Genomic DNA, 22,355 nt, shown 5'->3' with positions numbered 1-22,355 from the left:
ACGATCGTGTGCTCGGCGTTGGCACGTCGGCGCCGCGATACCACGTTGCTGGCCGCCGACAGCGAGGGGTTTCACCGCGCTCGACAAGGTTGGTAGCAGTCGATACGCTGACGCGACCGCCCGGCCAACGGAGGCACGGTTGAAAATTCTCAGGGCATCGTGTTGGGTCTTGCTCGTCCTCACGCTGCTCGCGGCGGCGGTCACGGCGGTGCGTCCGTCGCTGGCTACTCAAGCCGGGGCCGCCCAAATGGGATTTCTCATTCTGTTTGTCATCGTCCATGCGTGGCTGGGCTACTCCGCACGAGGCATGGCCGCATTCGTCGTCATCGCCGGCGTTGTTGCGTTCGCATTGGAGGCAATCGGCGTCGCGACCGGTTTCCCCTTCGGCTCCTACACCCATCACCTACCCGGTCCGAAACCCCTTGGCGTCCCCCCGGTGGCCATCGCCAGCTGGATCATGTTCGGCTGGCTGGCCTGGGCGCTTGCCCGCGTGATCATGCGACCCGCACCTGGTGTGGCTGTCGGTAAGGCCGAACGATTTACGACACCCATCGTGGCGACATTCATCCTGGGGGGTTATGACCTGGTGTACGACCCCTTGGGGGCGACGGCGCACGACTGGTACTCCTATGACCACCCGACCGGCGCGCTGGGTGTCCCGCTGACGAATTTTCTCGGCTGGCTTCTGACGGGCTGGTTGATCTTTCAGCTCGTCGCGCTCATCGAGACGCGATTCCCCGGACGCCCCGTCATCCGAACCCGCACTTACTGGCTACTGCCGTGCCTGTTCTGGCTTTCCACCACCACCCAGGTCTTCACCAGCCTGATCCATCCTCCCGACGGCGTCGCGGTCCGCGGCGGTAAGACGATCGCGATCGCCGACGTCTACGAATCATGTGCGTCGGCGGCGTTATTCACCATTGTGTTCAGCGGGCTCACCGCGTTGCTCCGGCTCTACGGCCGTCAGCCGTCGCTTCGCTGATTCGCCTTGCCGATACACGGTGTTCGCGCTACAGACTTGTGAGGGGCACCATCTGGAAACGGTGCGCGTCGTAGTGCGTGTTGCGCACCAACAATGAGGCGGTCATCGAGGGGCGACTTGGCTACCGCCGAGTGGTTCTGCTGCGCCAATGAAGGAGTTGGATGTGGACCGCCAGCTGAAGACGCGGTCACCGTCGGGACCGGCTTCCTCCCGGGTGTCGCCGACCTTGAGCGGCAGCTGCGGCAAGTTGGCGATGTGAAGTGGTCGTCACGATGTCCAATGGCGTTGCCTCCCTGGGCTTTCAGCCGTTCCGCCGTCCGGCCGGGCCGCCGTCTTGTTAGCCAAGCTTTACAAAAGCTGCTCAAAGTGTCACGCTGAGCGCTGAGCTGCGAGCGCGAGAGGTGAACTGGATTGACGAAGGCGTCTGAGGAATCCGCGCAGACCGAATGGACCGTGCAGGGCCTGCTGGATCTGTTCGACGTGCAGGCCGACGGGGACGACCGATTCACCGGTGACACCGGCATCGCCGTAGGCGACGAACGCCAGGTGGTGGAAGGCACCCAGGTGCTGGCACAGGCGATTGTCGCGGTGGCGAAGCGCTTTCCCGATAAATCGGTGCGCTCAGCGCACGCGGTGTTCTCGCGCGCCGTGGTCGTCGGTCCGCCGATCGAACTGGTCCTCGACGTCGTATCCGAAGGCCGGTCCACCGCCACCGCGGTGGTCGCCGTGCACCAGAACGGCCGGCGCTGCCTGAGCGTCACCGTGCTGGCCGACGTCCCGACCGACGACGTTATCCGGCACCACCTGCCGCGCCCGGAGGTCGCCGCCCCGGCCGACGCGCACCCCTCGCCGATGCCGATGATCGGTCGCGAGCTGCGCCTGGTCGACGTCGTCGACGTCAACAGCCCCGACGAGGTCGGCCCGCCGGAACTCTACGCGTGGCTGCACTACGATCCGATCCCGACCCGCGACGAGTTGGCCAAGGCGCTGCTCGCGTACTTCACCGGGCATCTTGGGATCTCGACCACCATGCGCGCGCATGAGGGCATCGGCACCGCCCAGGCGCACCTGACCGTGTCCACCGCGCCGATGAGCATCTCGGTGGCGTTCCACGAACCGGTGGACTGGACCGGTTGGCTGCTCTACACGCACGAGAGCACCCAGGTCGGCGCGGGCATGTCGTACGTGCGCGGCACCGTGCACGCGCAAGAGGGCGAGCTGTTGGCATCGTTCGCCCAGGAGGCGCTGATCCGGCCGCTGCGCACCAGCGACACGGCGATCGACTCGCGCGCGCGGTTCTAAGACCATGCGGTTCACCATCACCCACCCGATGCACAGCCATCCCTACAACCCGGAGCTGGTCAGCGGGGACGGTATCGGCAAGGTGGCCGCGGCATGCGAGGCGGCCGGGATTCACGGTTTCGGCTTCACCGATCACCCGGCGCCCTCGCAGCGATGGCTGGAGGCCGGCGGACACGATGCGTTGGATCCCTTTGTCGCATTGGGTTTCGCGGCAGCCACGACATCCACGCTGCGGTTGATCCCCAACATCGTGGTGCTGCCGTACCGAAACCCGTTCGTGGTGGCCAAGTCCGGCGCCACCCTGGACCTGCTCTCCGGTGGGCGCTTCACGCTCGCGGTGGGCGTGGGCTACCTCAAGCGCGAGTTCGCGGCACTCGGAGTGAGCTTCGACGAGCGGGCCGAGCTGTTCGAGGAATCGCTACAGGTGATCCGGGCCATCTGGACCGGTGACGATATCTCGTTCGAGGGCAAGCATTTCAGCGCGCGCGGCATCACCGCGCATCCCAGGCCGGTGAGCGATCCGCATCCGCCGATCTGGATCGGCGGCAATACGTCGTCATCGCGGCAGCGGGTGGTCCGGTACGGCGACGGCTGGTGCCCGTTCCCGGCGCCGCCGCAGCTGGCCCAGACGGCCGGCACGGCCGTCATCGACTCGGTGCAGAAGCTCGCACGCGGGATCGACGATCTGCGCCGCAGATGCGATGCGGCGGGCCGGGATTGGTCGGCGATCGACATCACCTTCACCAACTTCGAGGGCGGCAGTCCCGCGAGCGACGACTTCAACGCCGACGCCTACCTCGAGGGCCTAGAGGAGTTGGCGAAGCTGGGTGTCACCTGGGTCGGCATGCACCTGCCCGGCGACAGCATGGCGCACGCGCTCGAGACGCTCGACAGGTTCCGCACCCTCGTGGTCGATACCGCCTGATGGACTTCTCCCGCGTCGAGCTTTCGCCCGAGGATCAGAAATTCTTCGATGAGACCCGGGCGTTCATCGCCGAACACGTCACCGACGAAGTGCGGCAACGTGATCGCGAGACTGGCGAAAACTTCAGCGAACAAGTGCATTTGGCGTTGGGCGAGGCGGGTTATCTGGCGTCGGATTGGAAGCTGGAGTCCGAAGGGGGATTCAATCCGGTGCGCCGGCGGATCTTCCACCTCGAGATCGGCCGCGCTCACACGCCGTGGTTCCACTGGGGCACCACCGCAACCGTCGCGCGGTTGGTGAAGCAATTCGGGGCGGCCGAACTCGCCGACGCGATACTGCCCGGCGTGCTGTCCGGGGAGATCCGGCTCTGCCTGGGCTACACCGAGCCCGAAGGCGGCTCCGACGTCGCCACCTGCAAGACCCGGGCCGTGCGGGATGGATCGAGCTGGGTCATCAACGGTTCGAAGATGTTCACCTCGAACGCACAGAATGCCAAGTACGTCTTCCTGCTCACCAACACTGATCCGCACGGACGCAGACACAAGAACCTGACCATGTTTTTGGTACCGCTGGATTCCGACGGCATCGAGATCCAGGGCATCCGCACGCTGGACGGTGACCGCACCAACATCGTGTATTACAGCGACGTGCGGGTCGATGATCTGTATCGGATCGGGGAGGTCAACGGCGGCTGGACGGTGATGCGGTCTGCGCTCGACGCGGAACACGGCATTACCGACCCAGAAGACCATGGCCTGCAAAACATTTCGATGCTATCCGAGCACGGCCACCTGATGGCCGAGGCGGCGGACGGAGTCGCGGCGGTCCTGGCCACGCCCGATGCGACCGGTCGGCGCCTCATCGACGACGAAGCGACCAAATACCGGCTAGGCCGCAGCATGGCCCGCATCGAGGCGGCCATGTCGACGCCCGGAATGTACGGGCGGGTAGCGATCATCCAGACCATGCGGGACGTCTCCCACGAATTGATGGACCTGCTGGGGACGGCGTCGACATTGCCCACCGATACACCGGGTTCCGCGGACGACGGTGCCATCGAGTTCATCTATCGGCACGGCGTGCCCGCCGGCATCTACGGCGGCACCATGGAGGTGTTCCGCAACATGATCGCCCAGCACGAGCTGGGTCTCGGGCGCCCTAGCTACGGCCGCTGACCGGCAGCTCGGCCGACACCTCGACGCGGGTGTCGTCGAAGCTGAGGAATCCCTTGATGGGCAGGCTTTCCGGGGGCGGGCCGGGATAGCTCCAAGCGACGTCCTCGACAACCTGGTCGCCCGACACGAACGTCCAATACGTCGCAAACCCTTTGTAATTGCAGTAACTCGACGTCTCGGAACGTTTCAGCAGATCGGTGCGCACGTGAGCCGGATCGACGTAGAGCCGCGGGGCGAGCGCGGTCTCGAACAGGATCACGGTGTCGTCGGTGTCCACCAGCGTGGTGCCGGCGACGCGGACGCGCAAGCGGCGTTGGGTGGGACGACAGTCGACGCGGTGATAGGGATTGGGCGGGTAGTGCACGAGTTTGCGTCCCTCTTCCATCCAGGTATCGACCGCGTCCCAGGGCACGTGGACGAAGCCCGGCGCTTCGGGTTCCGGCTCGCTCGGCAAGTCGCCGACCTCGTCGGCAGCGAAGGCGTAGCTCAGCGGCCGGCCGCGCCGGTGCACCATCAGCGCCCGCTCGGTGTCTATCACCACGCGGCCGTCCTTGACGGCCTGCACGCGCCGCGGATGCGGTTCGACGTAGACGACGTCGTCGGGTATTGCGGGCGAGAAGCGCCCCGCGGGATCGTTGCTGAGCGGACCGCGACCGGCCACCAGAGTCATGCTTGAAAGCCTATAAGGCCGTCGAGCGTGGGGCGGGTAGACCAAATCGGGGCCGTTCCGGTGCTTGGCGCCCAAGGTCGGCGCTTAGGGTAAACCCATGGCGGGACCGGTGGAAGGCGTCAAAGTCGTCGAACTCGGGGTTTGGGTGGCCGGACCGGCCGCCGGCGGCATCTTGGCGGACTGGGGCGCCGACGTGATCAAGATCGAGCCACCGACCGGTGATCCGGGGCGCATGTTCGGCCGGATGCTGGGCTGCGATCTGGGCTTGAACCCGCCGTTCGAGATGGACAACCGGTCCAAGCGCAGCGTCGTACTGGACCTCGGGACCGAGGAGGGACGTGACACCGCGTTCGAATTGCTCGCCGACGCAGACGTTTTCCTGACCAATGTGCGACCCGGCGCGCTCCAACGGCTCGGCCTGGACTTCGGGCCGGTGTCGGCGGCCAACCCCCGACTGGTTTATGGGCTCATCACCGGATACGGCGAAAGCGGCCCGGACGCCGACCGCGCCGCCTTCGACGTCGCCGCGTTCTGGTCCCGGGCCGGGGTGGCCCACCTGCTCACCCGCCCCGGCGACACGCCCCCATTCCAGCGCGGCGGGATGGGCGACCACTCCGCCGGGATGACGATGGCCGCGGCCGTGTGCGCGGCCCTGCTCGCGCGCGAACGGACCGGGACGGGTCAGCTGGTGTCCACCTCGCTCTACCGGCAGGGTGCCTACACGGTCAGCTTCGACCTCAACACCTATCTGATGAGCGGGCAGCCCATCGCGATCGGCCAGCGCGAAACGATGGGCAACCCGTGCATGAACAACTACGCCGCCGCCGACGGGCGGCGGTTCTGGATCGTCGGCCTCGAGCCCGAGCGGCACTGGCCGGCGTTGTGCCGCGCGGTCGGCCGGCCCGAGTGGCGCGACGATCCGCGGTTCGCCGATGCCCGTGCCCGCGCCGTCAACTCGACCATGCTGATCGCCGCGCTGGATGAAATCTTCGCCTCGCGGCCACTCGACGCGTGGGCAGAGGTGTTCGCCGGCGAACCGGACTTTTTCTGGTCACCGATCAACACCCTCGAGGACGTCGTCGCCGACCAGCAGTTCCACGCCGCGGGTGGCATCGTTGACGTCCCGGACGGCGAAGCCGCCGTGCCGATGGTGGCCACACCGGCGGATTTTCATGGGACTCCGTGGGCACCGCGTTCTGCGGCACCAGAACTCGGGCAGCACACCGAGGAAGTGCTAGCCGACCTCAAGGCGCGCCGCGGTTCCTGACGAACCAGGGAAGCTTTACAAATTTCGTCAGAAGTGTCACCCTGTGCGGTGAGTCGCATCGCCGGCGCGTGAAGCGGCTCCAGCCCTTGAGAAAGCCCATGACAAGCGCTTGAGACCCGTCAGCGAAGTGGCGGTGAGGAATGGATCGATGGCCGCTCCAACATTCGATATCAGCAACAGCAGCGCTGCGAAAGCAACCCGCGCAAACGGCGAGGGTCTGCGCTACCGGCTCGACGTCGTCGCGGCCAGCGCCGTCGACGTCGTGCAATCGGCCGGCGGCTGGCTCTACGACCGGGCCATGGCCGGTTGGGAAGTGACCGTGTTGCTCCCGCGACGCTGCGACACCCCGTCGCTGCGAATCCTGGGGGTACGGGCAGCGGAGCTCGAGCCGGAGCTCGACGAGCTGGGGGCGCGCTCGACGGGCCTGGCCGTCAGCGCGCAGGCATTCACTGCCGACGACCGGGTCCGGGAGGCGGTGCTCGAGTCGCTGAGCAACCCACTGATCGAGGTCGCTTTATGGGGTGAAGGATGGCCTTTGAGCGTGAACCGCGCGACGACGCGTGCGCAGCATCTGCTCAGCGGTGCGGCCCGGATGTTCAAGGGCTATGCGCTTGCGGCGGCGGGCATTCCGCGAGCGACGGTCTATGCCACCGAGACGCTGCTGTGTGACGTGGGCCTGGGGGTTGACGCAGAGCTCATCCGGCTCGACTAGCCCGATGAAGAAATACTTCGGACACACGCTGCTCTACTTGCACGAAACGATCTCGCTGGGGTCCGGGCGAAGCGACCGGTTCACCGAGATCTTCGCCGACACCTATCAACCGATGATGGAGCAGCTCGGCGCTCGGCTTTTCGCGATCTGGGAATCCACGCCGTACAACGGTCACTGGCCGCAGGCGACGGTCATCTGGGAGATCGACGGTTTCGCCGACTACGCCAGGATCGGTGCCGCGCAGGCTCGCGGCGGCAGCCACGATGCCGCGTCCGGTAAGTGGTCGGCATTCCTTGCCGACATCGGCGCCTCGGGGGAGGGCCGCATCATGTACCCCGGGCCCAGCAACAAGACGCTCGCCCAACTGCGCGAGGTCAATTTCACCGCGCCGCTGGTGATTCAAGAGATCATGCAGACCAAACCGGGACGCCAGGACGACTACATCCGCGAACTGGAACGGCTCTACGTTCCGTGGTCGGAACGCACGGGTAAACGCTGGCTCGGTTCGTTCACCACGACCTTCCGCTACAACGAGGTCATCCACTACTGGGCGCTGGACGGCGGCTGGGACTGCTTCGCCGAGCACTATCCGTCCTGGAAGGAGAGCCCCCCGGCCGAGATCGTCACGTGGATGAGCGTGGCTCCCGCGTTGCGGGACGGCTGGGAGGATTCCATTCTGCAGGCCCTCCCGCCGTCGCCGCTACAGTGACGAAACGACCGAACGCTGTGAACGTCAACGATTTCCGCTACGATCCCTTCGACGCGGCGGTGATGACAAACCCGTTGCCGTACTACCGGATACTGCGCGACCACCATCCGGTGTACTACATGCCGCAGTGGGACACGTTCGCGCTGTCGCGCTTCGAGGACATCTGGACGGTGCTGGAAGTCAATAACGGCACGTTCGTCGCCTCGGAGGGCACGCTGCCGCCGGCATCGGTTCTGGCGCAACACAACAGCGGCCCGGTCCCCGATCCGCCCCTGCACCCGTTGCCGTTTCACGCCATGTTCGACGCCGACCTGTACGGCGAGATCCGGCGTACCCATTCCCGACCGTTTCGGCCGCGGTCGGTCAAAGACCTGGAAGGCCGGATCCGCACGCTGGCCAACGAGCGCCTTGATGCGCTGCTTGCGGGTGGCACCTTCGACCTCACCCAGGACTACGGCGGCATCGTGGTGGCCGCCATCGTCTGCGAACTCCTGGGCATCCCCGCCGATCTCGCACCGCAGGTCCTTGCCACCGTCAACGCCGGCAGCCTCGCCCAGCCCGGCGTCGGCGTGGACACCGGGCAGGCGCGACCCAACTATTTCGAATATTTGCTGCCGGCGGTTGCCCGCCGCCGGGCCGATCCGTCCGCGGCGCCGCTCGACGTGGTCGATGGTCTGCTGGACTATCGCCTGCCCGACGGCAGCGCGCTCGACGACATGGAAGTCGCGACACAGATGCTGTGCATCTTCATCGGGGGAACCGAGACGGTGCCCAAAATCGTCGCCCACGGCCTGTGGGAGCTCCACCGGCGGCCCGAGCAGCTTGCCGCCTTGCGCGCCGACCTGGAGAACAACGTGCTCATCGCACGCGATGAGATGATCCGATTCTGTGCGCCGGCGCAATGGTTTGCGCGAACGGTGCGCAAGCCCTTCGAGATTCACGGCCAAACTCTGAATCCGGGACAGCGTGTGATCACCCTGCTCGCATCGGCCAACCGCGACGAGCGGGAATACCCCTACCCTGACGAGTTCATCTGGGATCGGCCGATCCGCCGCTCGCTGGCGTTCGGCCGTGGCCAGCACTTCTGCATCGGATATCATCTGGCGCGCCTGGAAGTGGCTGTGCTGCTGGCCGAATGGCTCCGCCGGGTGCCCGACTACGCGATCCAGGCCGAAGCCGCCACTCGGCTGCCGTCCAGCTTCCAATGGGGTTGGAACAACATCCCGGTGGAGGTCTGACGTGTGGTCCTACCGGATCATCGCGCCGTATCTGTTCGAGCGCACCACGATCGACGACAAGACACCCGAGTGCCTGGCCGACGGGCAGGTGCTGTTGCGGTTTTCGGCCGCGGGCGTCTGCGGCAGCGATCTTCCGGCGTTTCGCGGCGCCAAGGGACGGCTCCCGGGAGACGACGGCCGAAGCGGTCCCGAAAAAGACGGCTTCCCCATACACGAGGTCGCCGGCGAGGTGATCGCCAGCCGGCATCCCGCCCACAGTCCCGGCGATCACGTCGTTGGCTGGGCATCCGGTTTCGACGGCATGATGGAACGCGTTGTCAGCGACGGTGACGGACTGGCGCCCTACGACCCGGCGCTGACCCCCGCCCAGGCGGTCGGCCTGCAACCATTGGCCTGTGTGCTCTACGCCTGCGAGCAACTCGGCGATCTGGCCGACCGGCACGTCGCGATCATCGGCCAGGGATCGATCGGCCTGTTGTTCTCCTACGTCGCCAAAACGGCGGGCGCGCGACGCGTCACCGGGGTCGACCCGATCGATCGCCGTGACCTGGCAACGGCTTTCGGAGTCGACGACCTGGTGCGCGCCACCAGTGACCGCTGGGTGAGTCACCTCGGGCCCGCGGACCGCGCGGACGTGGTCATCGAGGCCGTGGGTCACCAGGTCGCCACCCTGAACCACGCCATCGACGCGGCCGCCCCCGGCGGCACCGTGTTCTACTTCGGTGTCGCCGACGACGAAATGTATCCGATCAGCATGCGGGGGATGCTGCGCAACAACTTGACGCTGAAATCCGGTGTGACGCTGGACCGGCGGCGGATGCTGGAGCTTGCCGGGAAATTCGCCGCCGAGCACCCTTGGCTGCTGGGCGCCTACCTCACCCACACCTTCGGCATCGACCAGGTGCAGGACGCCTTCGACCTAGCCTGCCGGCCGGTCGTCGAACGGATCAAGATCGCCATCGCCGGATGAGCCGACCATGACAGACACCTCGCCGAGCAGCCTGCAGCTGGCGCTGCGCGGTAAGACCCCGATATTCGGCGGCTGGGTCACCGGCCCGACGGCGCTGGGCCCGGAGGAATTCGCCCGCGCCGGTTACGATTACGTCGGCTTCGATGCGCAGCACGGCTATCTCGACGACGCCGGCATCGCCGGCATCTTGCGCCGCATCGAGCACGTGCCCGTCGGCACCGTGGTGCGCCTGCCCAACGCCGAGGCGGCGCCGATAGGGCGGGTGCTCGACGCGGGCGCCGACGCCGTCGTCATCGCGATGATCGAGTCTGCGGACCAGGCCGCCGCCGCGGTGGGCGCCACCCGCTACCCGCCGAGGGGCGTGCGCAGCTTCGGTCCGCTGCGCGCCAGCCTGGGGCACGACCCCGCCACCCACGAGTCACGGGTCGGGGTGTTCGCGATGATCGAGACTGCGGCGGCGCTGTCCGGCATCCAAGAGATCTGCGCCGTCGACGGGCTGACCGGAATCTACGTCGGGCCCGCCGATCTGGCCATCTCGCTGGGCGTCCGCGTCGTCGGCGCCACCCGGCACCCGGACGTGCTCGACGCGATCGTGCGCATCCACCGGGCGGCTTCGGACGCGGGCTTGGTCACCGGCATTCACGCTGGGGACGGCAAGACGGGGCATGCCATGGCGCAGCTGGGATTCGACATGATCACCCTGGCGGCCGAGGCGCAGGCGCTGCGACGAGGCGCGGCGGAGCACCTGCGCGAGGCCACGCGATGATCGACGACGACCACGCAAGGATCCGAGAGCTGCTCGCCGGCTACGCCCTGGCACTTGATGTCGGCGACGTCGACGCATGCGTCCGGCTGTTCGCACCCGACGGCGAATTCCTGGTCTACGGCAAGACCTTCGCCGGCCATGACGGCATCGCGGGCATGTTCCGCGCGGCGGCCCGCGGCCTGCACCTGACCGGCAGCGCGCGGATCGAGGTCGAGGGAGAGCGCGCCACCGCCAGATCTCAGGTGCTGTTCGTCCGCGCGGGCGATCTTCAGGTGCGGCCCGCGATCTACGACGACGAGCTGGACCGCGTCGGCGGGCAGTGGCGCTTTACGCGGCGCCGCTGCCGCTTCATCACCGAGGCCGGATTGGCCGATAGCCCGGAGGTGAGTTCAGCATGAATGAACGCGTCGCACTGGTGACCGGTGCCGCCGGCGGGCAGGGCTGGTCCATTGTCCAACGACTGCGCGACAAAGGATTTTCGGTGGCCGCGTGCGACACCCGGACCGGCGAACTGATCACCGCGGTCGACGAAGCGGGCGACGACGGCCTGATCGCCCTCGAGCTCGACGTCACCTCAGCCGAGCAGTGGAACTCGGTGGTCGCCGCGGCCGTCGGTCGCTTCGGGTCGCTGAGCACGCTGGTCAACTGCGCCGGCGTGCTGCATCGGGCGTCGCTGACCGAGGAGACTCCCACCGGCTTTGAAACCGCTTGGCGCGTCAATTGTCTGGGCCCGTTTCTCGGGATGCGCGCCGTCCTGGGACAGCTGCGGGAGGCGCCGAACGCGTCGATCGTCAACATCTGCAGCACCGGCGCTATTCGCCCCTTCCCGCAACACAGCGCCTACGGGTCGTCGAAGTGGGCGTTGCGCGGCCTGACCCAGACCGTCGCGGCCGAACTCGCCCCCTCGGGCGTCCGGGTCAACGCCGTCTTCCCCGGGCCGATCGCCACAGCGATGCTCGACGAGGTCACCCAGGCACGGCTTGCGGCGGCATCGATGTTCGGGCGGATAGGCGAGGCCGGTGAAGTCGCCGACGCCGTGGCCTTCTTGGTGTCGGACGAGGCATCGTTCATCACCGGCTCCGAACTCGTCATCGATGGTGGGCAATGCCTGCAGACCCGATGAGCGTCGGCATCATCGGCGCCGGGCCCGGCGGGCTGGCACCGGGAATCATGTTGTCACGGGGCGGGTTTGACAACTTCACCATCTTCGACCGGGAAGACGGCGCGGGGGAACCTGGCGGATCAACACTTATTCCGGACTGGCATGCGGCGTCAAATCGCACCTTTATTCCCACTCGTTCGATCTCAACGCCGAGTGGTCGCGACTGTGGTCCCTGCAGCCCGAGATCCTGCTGGACTACTTCCAGCGCTGCGCCGACAGATACGGCCTGCACCCGCACCTGCGGCTGCGGCTGCGCAACGAAATTCGAGGCGCAGGAGCGCTACATCGTGCGGGCGTTGACATACGTGCGGCGTAGGGGCAAGCGCTACCTCGCGGTGCGACCCGTCGCGCTGGCCGACTTCGTCGCCGAGGTCGATCGATGGATGAGCGGCACCGTCTGGACCACGCAGTGCAGCAACTACTTCCGTGCTCCCAACGGACGCGTGGTCACCCAGTGGCGGCGCAGCGCGCGCCCCTTCTGGGGCATGACGCGCAGGCTCAGGCCGGCCGGCTTCCGCTTCGCCGCACCAACCGCGTCGGCAGCCGATGCGGTCACCGGTTCGGAGCGGGGTGTGCAATGACGGGGCTGGACGGCGCCGACCGACTTGATGTGATGCTGCGCGACATCGCTGTGACACGGACCGAGTTTTCGCTTGCCGCAATACAACTCATCCGTGCGCCGTTCAACGAACGGCGCCGGCTGACCGCCACCCAGACAGATGTGCACGGGGTGCGGATCGTCGAGGACACCGTGCCAACGGAAGCCGGCGGCGTCAACGTGCGCATCTATTGTGGTGGGCCCCAGGACCCGGCACCGGGCGTGGTGTACTGCCACGCCGGCGGCTTCGCGCTGGGCAACCTGGACACCGATCACCGGCAATGCGTTGAGCTTTCGCGCCGCGGCCGCTGCACGGTGGTCTCGGTGGACTATCGGCTCGCCCCCGAACACCCCTTCCCGGCGGGTCTCGAGGACGCGAGCGCCGTGCTGGGGTGGGTTGCCGCGAACGCGGGGTATCTCGGGGTTGATCCGGCGCGTCTGGCCGTCGCGGGCAGCAGCGCCGGCGGCGCGTTGGCCGCATGCCTGGCGCAGCGGGCCGCCGACGGGGCACTGCCGCCGGTGACGTTCCAGTTGCTCCACCAACCCGTGCTTGACGACCGGGTCACCCCATCGAAGGTGGAGTTTCGCACCAGTCCGGCGTTCGACGGCGAGGCCGCCGACTTGATGTGGCGCCATTACCTGGGACCTGCCGAGGCGTCCGATGCCGCGGTGCCCGCGCGTCGAGACGAAATCGCCGGACTGCCACCGGCGTTGATCACCTGCGCCGAGATCGACCCGTTCCGCGACGAGGCGATCGGCTACGCGTGGCAGCTACTGCGCGCCGGGGTCTCGGCCGAGTTGCACGTTTTCACGCGCGCCTGTCACGGCTTCGATTCACTGCTGCCCGATTGGGCGGGCTCGCAACGATTGTTTGCGCTGCAAGGCCACGCCCTGTCCAGCGCGTTGCACGGCGACTAGCCGTCGAACCTGATCAGCTGTCGTACGGCGATGCCGTCGGCCAGGTTGTCCATCGCCTCGTTGATGCCCTCCAACGGAATCGTCGACGACACCAGTGATTCCACCGGCAGCCGGCCTGACCGCCACAGCTCGACGAACCGGGGGATGTCCCGGCTGGGCACCGCCGAACCCAGGTAACTGCCGATCAACGACCGGCCCTCGGCGACTAAACCCAATGGCGACAGGCTGATTCGCGCGCTCGGTGGCGGCAGACCCACGGTGATGGTGCGTCCGCCGGGCGCGGTCAGGGCGATCGAGGTTTCCAGCGCGGCCGGATGACCGACGGCCTCGACCACCACCGCGGCCTTCACCCCGGCGTCGGTGGCGTGCCGCGGCGTGTAGGCGTCGTGGGCTCCCAGGCGGCGGGCGGCGGCCACCTTCTCCGGCAACTGATCGACGGCGACGACGCGAACGCCGTCGTAGGTCAGTGCGGTGAGCAGCGCCGCCATCCCCACGCCCCCCAGCCCGACGACCGCCACGGTCTGGCCCGGACGCGGATGACCCACGTTGAGCACCGCGCCACCACCGGTGAGCACCGCGCAACCCAGCAGCGCGGCGACCTCGGGCGGCACGTCGCCGGGCACCGCGACGGCGCTGGCCCGATTGACGACCGCATGCGTCGCGAAGCCAGAGACACCGAGATGGTGATGCACCGGATGGCCGGCCCGGCTGAGCCGGATGTCGCCGCCGAGCAAGGTGCCGGCGCCGTTCGCCACGCTGCCCGGTTCACACGGCGTCAGGCCCTCGGTCGCGCACGCAGCGCAATGACCGCACCGCGGCAAGAACACCAGCACCACCCGTTGCCCGACGGCGAGATCGTCGACGCCCTCGCCGAGGCGCTCGACGATCCCGGCGGCCTCGTGGCCGAGCAGCATCGGCATCGGCCGCACCCGGTTGCCGTCCACCACCGATAGGTCGGAATGGCAGATGCCGGCCGCCTCGACGCGGACCAAAACTTCGTCGCGCCCAGGGGGCGCGAGGTCGAGTTCTGTGACGGTGATCGGTCGCGACTGGGCATAGGGCCGAGGTGACCCGATGTGCTCCAGTACCGCGCCCCGAATTCCAGACATGTTGGAATACAACCATGGCGTCGGCTTCCTTAGTTCCGCCCGCACCGGACGGGCTGACCAGCAACGACTTTCCGGTGCAGTGGCCGGTCGGAACTCGGTGGGCCGACAACGACATGTTCGGCCACCTCAACAACGCCGTGTATTACCAGCTGTTCGACACGGCGATCAACGCCTGGATCAACACCAGCACCGGGCTGGACCCGATCACCACGCCCGCCTTGGGCATCGTCGCCGAATCGGGCTGCCGCTACTTCTCCGAATTGCAATTCCCACAGAACCTCGTGGTGGGGCTGGCCGTCACGCGGCTGGGCCGCAGCAGCGTCACCTACCGGCTGGGCGTGTTCCGGGCCGCCCCGAACCAGCCCGCTGCAGGCCAGGGACAACCCATCACCGCGCTGGGGCACTGGGTGCACGTCTACGTCGACCGCGCCACCCGCAAGTCCGTCCCGATCCCCGACTCCGTGCGCGCCCTGCTGGCGACCGCCGCCGTCGACCAATAACCGCCTGGCATCAGGGCTTTCGTCAGCAAAGGGGTCAACGACGGCATCCCAAGGAGGCCTCGTCGGCCCGGCTATGCTTCGCGCATGCCAGTCATGAGCAAGACCGTCGAGGTGGACGCCGACGCCACGTTGATCATGAAGATCGTCGGCGACTTCGAGGCCTACCCGCAGTGGAACGAGGAGATCAAGGGCCTCTGGGTGCTCGCCCGCTACGACGACGGGCGCCCCAGCCAGCTGCGGCTCGACACCGATTACCAAGGCATGCAGAGCATGTTCATCCAGGCCGTGTACTACCCCGGTGAAAACCAGATCCAGACCGTCCTGCAGCAGGGCGACCTCTTCACCAAGCAGGAGCAGCTGTTCAGCGTCGTATCGCTGGGAGCGTCGAGCCTGTTGACGGTGGATCTGGACGTCGAAACCTCGATGCCGGTGCCGGCGCCGATGGTGAAGCAACTCCTCAATAACGTGCTCGATCATCTGGCCGAAAGCCTGAAGCAGCGCGCCGAGCAGCTGGCCGCAAGCTAGGTCTCTTGGCGGCGATCGCCGCGTCCTCATGGCGGCGACCCGCTTCGCCCGGCTTCGCCGCGCTCGCGATCGCCGCGTCCTCATGGCGGCGACCCGCTTCGCCCGGCTTCGCCGCGCTCGCGATCGCCGCTAGTCGAAGATTCCCGTGCGGTCGCGCATCTCGGTCAGCCGGGCGGCCGCGTCGGTGAATTGCCACACGGTGTGTTCGATCACGGCGGCGGTGTCGCGCCGGCGCAGCGCGGCGATCAGCTTTCGGTGGTTGTCGACGGCGGCCTGTCCCCAGTTCGGGTCGGCGGCGTAGACCAGCACCGGCATGTAGCGCGCGGCGTTGAGCAGGAACCAAGCCAGTTTGATGCGGCCGCTCGCCTGATTGAACACGCGGTGGAACGCGAACTCGATGCCCGCGATGGTCTCGGCGTCTCCGGACGCGACGGCCGCGGCGAGCGAGTCGTTGATCCGGTTCAACTCGTCGATCTGAGCGTCGCTGATGTGGTCGGTGGCCGCGGCCGCCAGCTCACGCGCGATCGATGCCTGCAGCCAAAAGATGTCCTCGATGTCCTGCCGGGTCAAGGGGAGCACAACGTGGCCGCGGTGCGGTTCGAGCTGCACCATCCCCTCGCCGCGCAACTTCAGCAGGGCTTCACGCACCGGGGTGACGCTGACGCCAAGCTCGGCCGCCGTCTCGTCGAGGCGGATGAACGTACCCGGGCGCAGCGCGCCGGACATGATGGCCGCCCGCAGATGGCCCGCCACGGCGTCGGACAACTGCGCACGACGCAGCGGCCGCCGACTCCTCGGCTGCATTGATATCGGTGCGTTCACGGGACTGCCAGGGCTTTCGTGGGCTTGGCGGGACGGGGTTTGAGTTTTGACGGGTGTTAACGCGGACTTGTCAGTGGGCCGTCAACGCCTTAGTGTGACCCACACAACACTAAGTTTTATCAAATATCAACCTGGCGCAAGCGGTGCGCGAGTGAAGGGAAGTGCATAGGTTGACCGCGCAATTGGTGAACCATCAGACGCAGGCGGACGAGCAGCCGTACCTGGCCCGGCGACAGAACTGGGTGAACCAATTGGAACGGCATGCGCTGATGCAGCCCAGAACGACGGCGCTGCGGTTCCTGGGCAAAACCCTCACGTGGGGCGACCTGCGCAGCCGGGTGGCGGCGCTGGCCGATGCGTTGAGCCGCCGCGGTGTCGGATTCGGTGACCGGGTCATGATCCTGATGCTCAACCGCACCGAGTTCGTCGAGTCGGTGCTGGCCGTCAACATGCTCGGCGCGATCGCGGTCCCGCTGAACTTCCGCCTCACCGCGGCCGAAATCGCGTTCCTGGTCCAAGACTGCGAGGCGCGTCTCATCGTCACCGAATCCGTGCTGGCTCCGGTGGCCACCGGAGTCCGCGACATCGAGTCGTTGTTGAGCACCGTCGTGGTGGCCGGTGGTCAGACCGACGACAGCGTGCTCGGCTACGAGGACCTGATCAACGAATCCGGACAACAACACCGGCCGGTCGACATTCCGAACGACTCGCCGGCGCTGATCATGTACACCTCGGGTACCACCGGGCGGCCCAAGGGCGCCGTGCTGACGCACACCAACCTGACCGGCCAGACGATGACCGGCCTGTACACCAACGGCGCCGACATCAACAGCGACGTCGGGTTCATCGGCGTGCCCTTCTTCCACATCGCCGGCATCGGCAACATGCTGACCGGGATGCTGCTCGGCATCCCGACGGTGATCTACCCGCTGGGCGCGTTCGAGCCCGGGCAGCTGCTCGACGTGCTCGCCGCGGAGAAGGTCACCGGCATCTTCCTGGTACCCGCCCAGTGGCAGGCGGTCTGCGCCGAACAGCAGGCCCGTCCGCGTGACCTGAAATTGCGGGTGATCTCGTGGGGGGCCGCGCCGGCTCCCGACGCGCTGCTGCGGGAGATGTCGGCGACGTTCCCCGGCGCCCAGATACTGGCCGCGTTCGGCCAGACGGAGATGTCGCCGGTCACGTGCATGCTGTTGGGCGAAGACGCCATTCGTAAACGCGGGTCGGTCGGCAAGGTCATCCCCACCGTGGCCGCGCGCGTCGTCGACGAAAACATGAATGACGTGCCGATCGGTGACGTCGGCGAAATCGTTTACCGCGCACCGACTTTGATGAGCGGCTACTGGAACAACCCGGAGGCCACGGCAGAAGCGTTCGCCGGCGGCTGGTTCCACTCCGGAGACCTCGTCCGCATGGACGAGGAAGGCTACGTATGGGTGGTCGACCGCAAGAAGGACATGATCATCTCCGGTGGCGAAAACATCTACTGCGCCGAGGTGGAAAACGTCCTCGCCAGCCACCCCGCCATCGTGGAAGTTGCCGTGATCGGCAGGGCCCACGACAAGTGGGGCGAAGTGCCCATCGCGGTGGCCGCTGTCGCGGACGACAATTTGCGGCTCGATCAACTCGACGAGTTTCTGACCGAGCGGCTGGCGCGATACAAGCACCCCAAGGCGCTCGAGATCGTCGATGCGCTGCCGCGCAACCCGGCCGGGAAGGTGCTCAAGACTGAACTACGCGTCCGGTACGGAGTCGGATGAATCGACTAAATCCATTCTCGGGCAAAGGGTTTTAGGAGTAGAGAGGAAGGTTGACGGGAGCTGTAACGTTTGCCAGCTGTCGGCGAAGGGTTAATTGTGCGGATGCGGTTCACACGTGCTTGGCCATCGGGTACATTCCTGTGGTCTCCGTTACTACTTGCCGGTAGGGAGCCGATGGTCACAGGCAGCAAGCCGGGGCGAGGTGGAGGCACCCCCAGCTACATAGCGGTGAGGGGGCGAAGCGTGCTACACGATTCGCCGCGACGCCACGAGGCGCGCGGTGACGGCCAGAGGGGGCAGCGGTGACTTCAACGCCGACGAATCGGCAAGGCCCCTACTTGGTCAGCTACGTGCGCGACCAGGTACAGACGCCCTTGACGCTCGTCGGAGGGTTCTTCCGGATGTGCGTCCTGACCGGTAAGGCGCTGTTCCGGCGGCCGTTCCAGTGGCGCGAATTCATCCTGCAGTGCTGGTTCATCATGCGGGTCGCGTTCCTGCCGACCGTCTTCGTCTCGATCCCGTTGACCGTGCTGCTGATCTTCACGCTCAACGTGCTGCTCGCTCAGTTCGGAGCCGCCGACCTGTCTGGCGCCGGCGCGGCAATCGGCGCAGTCACCCAGCTCGGCCCGCTGACCACGGTGCTGGTCGTCGCCGGCGCCGGCTCGACGGCGATATGCGCGGACCTCGGAGCTCGCACCATCCGCGAAGAGATCGACGCGATGGAGGTGCTCGGCATCGACCCGATCCACCGCCTGGTGGTACCTCGAGTGCTCGCCGCGACCCTGGTCGCCACTTTGCTCAACGGCCTGGTGATCACTGTCGGGTTGGTCGGTGGCTACCTTTTCGGCGTCTACTTGCAGAACGTATCGGGCGGTGCGTACCTGGCCACCCTGACCACCATCACCGGGTTGCCCGAGGTCGTCATCGCGACGGTCAAAGCCGCCGTCTTCGGCCTCATCGCCGGCCTGGTCGGCTGCTACCGCGGCCTGACCGTGAGCGGTGGCTCAAAGGGCCTGGGCACTGCGGTCAACGAGACCGTGGTCCTCTGCGTTGTCGCGCTCTACGCCGTCAACGTGGTGCTGACGACGATCGGCGTGCGGTTCGGGACGGGGCACTGACGTGTCGACTACCGCCGTCTTTCGCTCCCGCTTCCCGCGGGCCGCAGAGAACCTCGACCGCTACGGCCTCGCCGCGGCCCGCGGCCTCGACGACATCGGTCAGATGGCGTGGTTCGGCGCGACCGCCCTCGGCAGCATTCCGCACGCGCTGCGCAACTACCGCAAAGAGACCCTGCGACTGATCGCCCAGATCGGCATGGGCACCGGCGCGATGGCGGTCATCGGTGGCACCGTCGCCATCGTCGGCTTCGTGACATTGTCGGGTAGCTCGCTGGTCGCCATCCAGGGCTTCGCCTCGCTCGGCAACATCGGCGTCGAGGCGTTCACCGGCTTCTTCGCCGCGCTGATCAACGTGCGCATCGCCGCGCCCGTCGTCACCGGCATCGCCATGGCCGCCACGGTCGGTGCCGGCGCCACGGCGGAGCTGGGCGCCATGCGCATCAGCGAGGAGGTCGATGCCCTGGAAGTGATGGGCATCAAATCGATTTCGTTCCTGGCGACCACCCGCATCATGGCGGGGCTGGTCGTCATCATCCCGATCTATTCCATGGCGATCATCATGACTTTCCTGTCCCCACAGATCACCACCACGGTGATCTACGGGCAGTCGAACGGCACCTACGAGCACTACTTCCGGACGTTCTTGCGCCCCGAGGACGTGTTCTGGTCGTTCGTGGAAGCGATCCTCATCACCGCGGTCGTGATGATCACCCACTGCTTCTATGGCTACAACGCTGGCGGTGGTCCGGTCGGTGTGGGTGAGGCCGTCGGTCGGTCGATGCGCTTCTCCTTGGTGTCGGTACAGGTTGTCGTGCTGTCCGCCGCGTTGGCGCTGTATGGCGTCAACCCGAACTTCGCACTCACGGTGTAACCGCCATGGCCCGACCGATTCAGATCAATTCACCGCGGACCCCGCCGTACAAGCTGGCTGGCGTGGCGCTCCTGGTCGTCTTCGCACTGGCGCTGGCCCTTGTGTATGGGCAGTTCCGAGGTTCCTTCACCCCTAAGACGCAGCTGACGATGTTGGCGTCGCGGGCCGGGTTGGTGATGGATCCGGGTTCGAAGGTGACTTACAACGGTGTGGAGATCGGGCGGGTGGGGTCGATCTCGGAGACGGTGCGCGACGGTAAGCCGGCGGCGAAGTTCACCCTCGAGGTGTATCCCCGGTACTTGAAGCTGATTCCGTCGAACGTCAACGCCGACATCAAGGCGACGACGGTGTTCGGCGGCAAGTATGTGTCGTTGACTACCCCGGCCAACCCGTCGCCGCAGAAGATCACGCCGCGCACGGTGATCGACGCGCGCTCGGTGACCACCGAGATCAACACCCTGTTTCAGACGATCACCTCGATTTCGGAGAAGGTCGATCCGGTCAAGCTGAATCTGACATTGAGTGCCGCCGCGCAGTCTCTGTCGGGGCTGGGGGAGAAGTTCGGCCAGTCGATAACCAACGCCAACGTGCTGCTCGATGACGTGAACCCGCAGATGCCACAGGCGCGCAAGGACATTCAGCAGTTGGCCGCATTGGGTGATACGTACGCGAACGCGTCGCCGGATCTGTTGGATTTCCTGAACAATGCGGTGATCACCTCGCGCACGATCAATGCCCAGCAAAAGGATCTGGATCAGGCGTTGTTGTCGGCGGCCGGGTTCGGCAACACGGGCGCGGATCTGTTCAACAAGGGTGGCCCGTATCTGGCGCGCGGGGCGGCCGACCTGGTCCCGACCGCGGAACTGCTGGACACCTACAGCCCGGAGCTGTTCTGCACGGTGCGCAACTACCACGACATCGAGCCCAAAGCCTCATCCTTCCTGGGCGGCAACGGCTACTCGCTGGTCGCCCACACCGAGGCGCTGTCCGGTTTGGGACTGGTCGCCAACCCCCTGTCCCTGGTAGCCGTCGCCGCGCTCACGATGGGACTCGGCGGCGCGGCCGGCCTGATCGGCGGTGCGCCCAACCCCTACGTCTACCCGGAGAACCTGCCGCGGGTGAACGCGCGCGGCGGCCCAGGCGGTGCGCCAGGGTGCTGGCAACCCCTCACCCACGACCTGTGGCCCGCACCGGAGCTGGTGATGGACACCGGCAACAGCCTCGCACCGTACAACCACCTCGACACCGGATCGCCGTATGCGATCGAGTACGTCTGGGGCCGTCAGGTAGGGGATAACACGATCAACCCATGAAAATCACCGGAACCCTCGTCAAACTCGGCATCTTCTCGGTGGTGCTGCTGGTCTTCACTGTGATGATCATCGTGGTGTTCGGCCAGATGCGCTTCGACACCACCAACAAGTACTCGGCGGAGTTCACCAACGTCAGCGGCCTGCGCGCGGGTCAGTTCGTCCGCGCCTCCGGGGTTGAGGTTGGAAAGGTCGACACCGTGGAGTTGGTCGACGGTGGCAAGCGGGCGAAGGTGAACTTCAACGTCGACCGCTCCATCCCGCTGTACCAGTCGACGACCGCCCAGATCCGCTACCTCGACCTGATCGGTAATCGCTACCTCGAACTCAAGCGCGGTCAAGGCGAAGGGGCCGACAAGGTTCTGCCGCCCAACGGATTCATTCCGGTGTCACGCACCCAGCCGGCACTCGACCTCGATGCCCTGATCGGTGGGTTCAAGCCGCTGTTCCGGGCGCTCGACCCGCAAAAGGTCAACACCATCGCGAGTGCGTTGGTCACCGTTTTCCAGGGGCAGGGCGGCACCATCAACGACATCCTCGACCAGACCGCCCAGCTGACCAGCCAGCTCGGTGAGCGCGACCAGGCCATCGGCGAGGTCATCAAGAACCTGAACACGGTCCTGGACACGACGGTTCGGCACCGGCAGCAGTTCGACCAGACCATCAACAACCTGGAGGTGCTGATCACCGGTCTGAAGGACCACGGGGACCAATTGGCCGGCGGGACCGCACACATCAGCAACGCCGCCGGCACGGTTGCCGACCTGCTGGCCGAGGACCGCGGGCTGCTGCACCAGACGCTGAACTACCTGGATGCGGTACAACAGCCGCTGATCGATCAGCAGGACCAATTGCAGGACTACCTCAAGAAGGTGCCGACGGCGTTGAACATGATCGGGCGTGCCATCGGTTCCTACGGGGACTTCGTGAACTTCTACGCCTGCGACAT

Annotated in this window: 23 protein-coding genes and 2 pseudogenes; 21 read left to right on the top strand and 4 right to left on the bottom strand. The window is 66.5% G+C overall.

Translation table 11 applies throughout. The features are described from left to right. Positions 1 to 139: 139 nt before the first annotated feature. Complete coding sequence (locus A5686_RS07965; protein WP_231986316.1) at positions 140 to 982, top strand: carotenoid biosynthesis protein; 843 nt, start codon at positions 140 to 142, stop codon at positions 980 to 982. Between the two features lie 168 nt (positions 983 to 1,150). Here A5686_RS07965 and A5686_RS27880 read toward each other — a convergent pair. Then, a pseudogene (locus A5686_RS27880) lies at positions 1,151 to 1,240 on the bottom strand (SRPBCC family protein); the annotation flags it as partial. A gap of 153 nt (positions 1,241 to 1,393) precedes the next feature. Here A5686_RS27880 and A5686_RS07960 point away from each other — a divergent pair. From A5686_RS07960 to A5686_RS07950, 3 genes are read left to right on the top strand one after another with little or no spacing between them, the layout of a single operon-like run. Beyond that, positions 1,394 to 2,284 carry an acyl-CoA thioesterase II gene (locus A5686_RS07960; protein ID WP_067932840.1) on the top strand — a complete coding sequence of 297 codons (891 nt, stop codon included), beginning with the start codon at positions 1,394 to 1,396 and terminating at the stop codon, positions 2,282 to 2,284. A gap of 4 nt (positions 2,285 to 2,288) precedes the next feature. After that, positions 2,289 to 3,209: an LLM class F420-dependent oxidoreductase gene (locus A5686_RS07955; protein WP_067932838.1), complete on the top strand. Its 921-nt coding sequence runs from the start codon at positions 2,289 to 2,291 to the stop codon at positions 3,207 to 3,209. Continuing rightward, entirely contained in the window at positions 3,209 to 4,384 is a 1,176-nt protein-coding gene (locus A5686_RS07950; protein ID WP_067932836.1) for an acyl-CoA dehydrogenase family protein, read from the top strand. Before A5686_RS07955 ends, A5686_RS07950 begins: the two co-directional genes overlap by 1 nt. Here the strand turns inward: A5686_RS07950 and A5686_RS07945 are convergent. Further along, entirely contained in the window at positions 4,368 to 5,054 is a 687-nt protein-coding gene (locus A5686_RS07945) for a DUF427 domain-containing protein (RefSeq protein ID WP_067932835.1), read from the bottom strand. The genes A5686_RS07950 and A5686_RS07945 overlap by 17 nt on opposite strands. A 97-nt stretch (positions 5,055 to 5,151) precedes the next feature. Here A5686_RS07945 and A5686_RS07940 point away from each other — a divergent pair, with 97 nt between their 5' ends. The 10 genes and pseudogenes from A5686_RS07940 (at position 5,152) to A5686_RS07895 (ending at position 13,394) form a co-directional block, all read left to right on the top strand. Further along, the gene (locus A5686_RS07940) at positions 5,152 to 6,321 is read left to right on the top strand and encodes a CaiB/BaiF CoA-transferase family protein (protein WP_067932833.1); all 1,170 of its coding nucleotides are present in this window, start codon (positions 5,152 to 5,154) and stop codon (positions 6,319 to 6,321) included. Between the two features lie 148 nt (positions 6,322 to 6,469). Next, a complete protein-coding gene (locus tag A5686_RS07935; protein ID WP_067932831.1) occupies positions 6,470 to 7,033 on the top strand; it encodes a hypothetical protein in 564 nt (187 codons plus the stop codon). Positions 7,034 to 7,037: 4 nt separating this feature from the next. Continuing rightward, positions 7,038 to 7,742: an NIPSNAP family protein gene (locus tag A5686_RS07930; protein WP_067932829.1), complete on the top strand. Its 705-nt coding sequence runs from the start codon at positions 7,038 to 7,040 to the stop codon at positions 7,740 to 7,742. Between the two features lie 62 nt (positions 7,743 to 7,804). After that, positions 7,805 to 8,980, top strand: a complete 1,176-nt coding sequence (locus tag A5686_RS07925; RefSeq protein ID WP_067933016.1) for a cytochrome P450 — start codon at positions 7,805 to 7,807, stop codon at positions 8,978 to 8,980. Position 8,981: 1 nt separating this feature from the next. Further along, positions 8,982 to 9,950, top strand: coding sequence for a zinc-binding dehydrogenase (locus A5686_RS07920; RefSeq protein ID WP_067932827.1), 969 nt, complete (start codon positions 8,982 to 8,984; stop codon positions 9,948 to 9,950). Between the two features lie 7 nt (positions 9,951 to 9,957). Further along, the gene (locus A5686_RS07915) at positions 9,958 to 10,716 is read left to right on the top strand and encodes an HpcH/HpaI aldolase/citrate lyase family protein (RefSeq protein ID WP_067932825.1); all 759 of its coding nucleotides are present in this window, start codon (positions 9,958 to 9,960) and stop codon (positions 10,714 to 10,716) included. Continuing rightward, the gene (locus tag A5686_RS07910) at positions 10,713 to 11,114 is read left to right on the top strand and encodes a nuclear transport factor 2 family protein (RefSeq protein WP_067932823.1); all 402 of its coding nucleotides are present in this window, start codon (positions 10,713 to 10,715) and stop codon (positions 11,112 to 11,114) included. The genes A5686_RS07915 and A5686_RS07910 overlap by 4 nt, the downstream gene beginning before the upstream one ends. Continuing rightward, entirely contained in the window at positions 11,111 to 11,839 is a 729-nt protein-coding gene (locus A5686_RS07905; protein ID WP_067932821.1) for an SDR family NAD(P)-dependent oxidoreductase, read from the top strand. The genes A5686_RS07910 and A5686_RS07905 overlap by 4 nt, the downstream gene beginning before the upstream one ends. Continuing rightward, positions 11,821 to 12,459: pseudogene (locus A5686_RS26500) on the top strand (NAD(P)-binding protein). Before A5686_RS07905 ends, A5686_RS26500 begins: the two are co-directional and overlap by 19 nt. Further along, entirely contained in the window at positions 12,456 to 13,394 is a 939-nt protein-coding gene (locus A5686_RS07895) for an alpha/beta hydrolase (protein ID WP_067932817.1), read from the top strand. The pseudogene A5686_RS26500 and the gene A5686_RS07895 overlap by 4 nt, the downstream one beginning before the upstream one ends. Here A5686_RS07895 and A5686_RS07890 read toward each other — a convergent pair. Continuing rightward, a complete protein-coding gene (locus A5686_RS07890) occupies positions 13,391 to 14,503 on the bottom strand; it encodes an alcohol dehydrogenase catalytic domain-containing protein (protein ID WP_067933014.1) in 1,113 nt (370 codons plus the stop codon). The genes A5686_RS07895 and A5686_RS07890 overlap by 4 nt on opposite strands. A 14-nt stretch (positions 14,504 to 14,517) precedes the next feature. On the opposite strand from A5686_RS07890, the gene A5686_RS07885 reads away from it, so the two are divergent. Both A5686_RS07885 and A5686_RS07880 read left to right on the top strand, forming a co-directional pair. Then, positions 14,518 to 15,003, top strand: coding sequence for a thioesterase family protein (locus A5686_RS07885; RefSeq protein WP_067932815.1), 486 nt, complete (start codon positions 14,518 to 14,520; stop codon positions 15,001 to 15,003). An 84-nt stretch (positions 15,004 to 15,087) separates the two neighbouring features. Further along, on the top strand, positions 15,088 to 15,528 hold the full coding sequence (locus tag A5686_RS07880; protein WP_067932813.1) for an SRPBCC family protein: 441 nt from the start codon (positions 15,088 to 15,090) through the stop codon (positions 15,526 to 15,528). Positions 15,529 to 15,657: 129 nt separating this feature from the next. Here the strand turns inward: A5686_RS07880 and A5686_RS07875 are convergent, their stop codons facing one another. Next, complete coding sequence (locus A5686_RS07875; protein ID WP_067932812.1) at positions 15,658 to 16,350, bottom strand: GntR family transcriptional regulator; 693 nt, start codon at positions 16,348 to 16,350, stop codon at positions 15,658 to 15,660. Between the two features lie 170 nt (positions 16,351 to 16,520). On the opposite strand from A5686_RS07875, the gene fadD5 reads away from it, so the two are divergent. The 5 genes from fadD5 to A5686_RS07850 all read left to right on the top strand — a co-directional run. Continuing rightward, positions 16,521 to 18,107 (top strand): fatty-acid--CoA ligase FadD5, encoded by a 1,587-nt coding sequence (fadD5, locus tag A5686_RS07870; protein WP_067932810.1) that lies wholly within the window; start codon positions 16,521 to 16,523, stop codon positions 18,105 to 18,107. Between the two features lie 302 nt (positions 18,108 to 18,409). Further along, positions 18,410 to 19,225, top strand: a complete 816-nt coding sequence (locus A5686_RS07865) for an ABC transporter permease (protein WP_067932808.1) — start codon at positions 18,410 to 18,412, stop codon at positions 19,223 to 19,225. A 1-nt stretch (position 19,226) separates the two neighbouring features. Then, positions 19,227 to 20,096 (top strand): ABC transporter permease, encoded by an 870-nt coding sequence (locus tag A5686_RS07860; protein WP_067932806.1) that lies wholly within the window; start codon positions 19,227 to 19,229, stop codon positions 20,094 to 20,096. Positions 20,097 to 20,101: 5 nt separating this feature from the next. Next, complete coding sequence (locus A5686_RS07855; protein WP_067932804.1) at positions 20,102 to 21,409, top strand: MCE family protein; 1,308 nt, start codon at positions 20,102 to 20,104, stop codon at positions 21,407 to 21,409. Then, the coding region (locus A5686_RS07850) for a virulence factor Mce family protein (RefSeq protein WP_067932801.1) at positions 21,406 to 22,355 on the top strand (950 nt) is incomplete at its 3' end. The genes A5686_RS07855 and A5686_RS07850, both read left to right, overlap by 4 nt.

It is taken from the genome of Mycobacterium sp. E2479, from assembly GCF_001667925.1.
Lineage (GTDB): Bacteria > Actinomycetota > Actinomycetes > Mycobacteriales > Mycobacteriaceae > Mycobacterium.
This window is presented reverse-complemented; position numbering and strand designations above follow the sequence as displayed.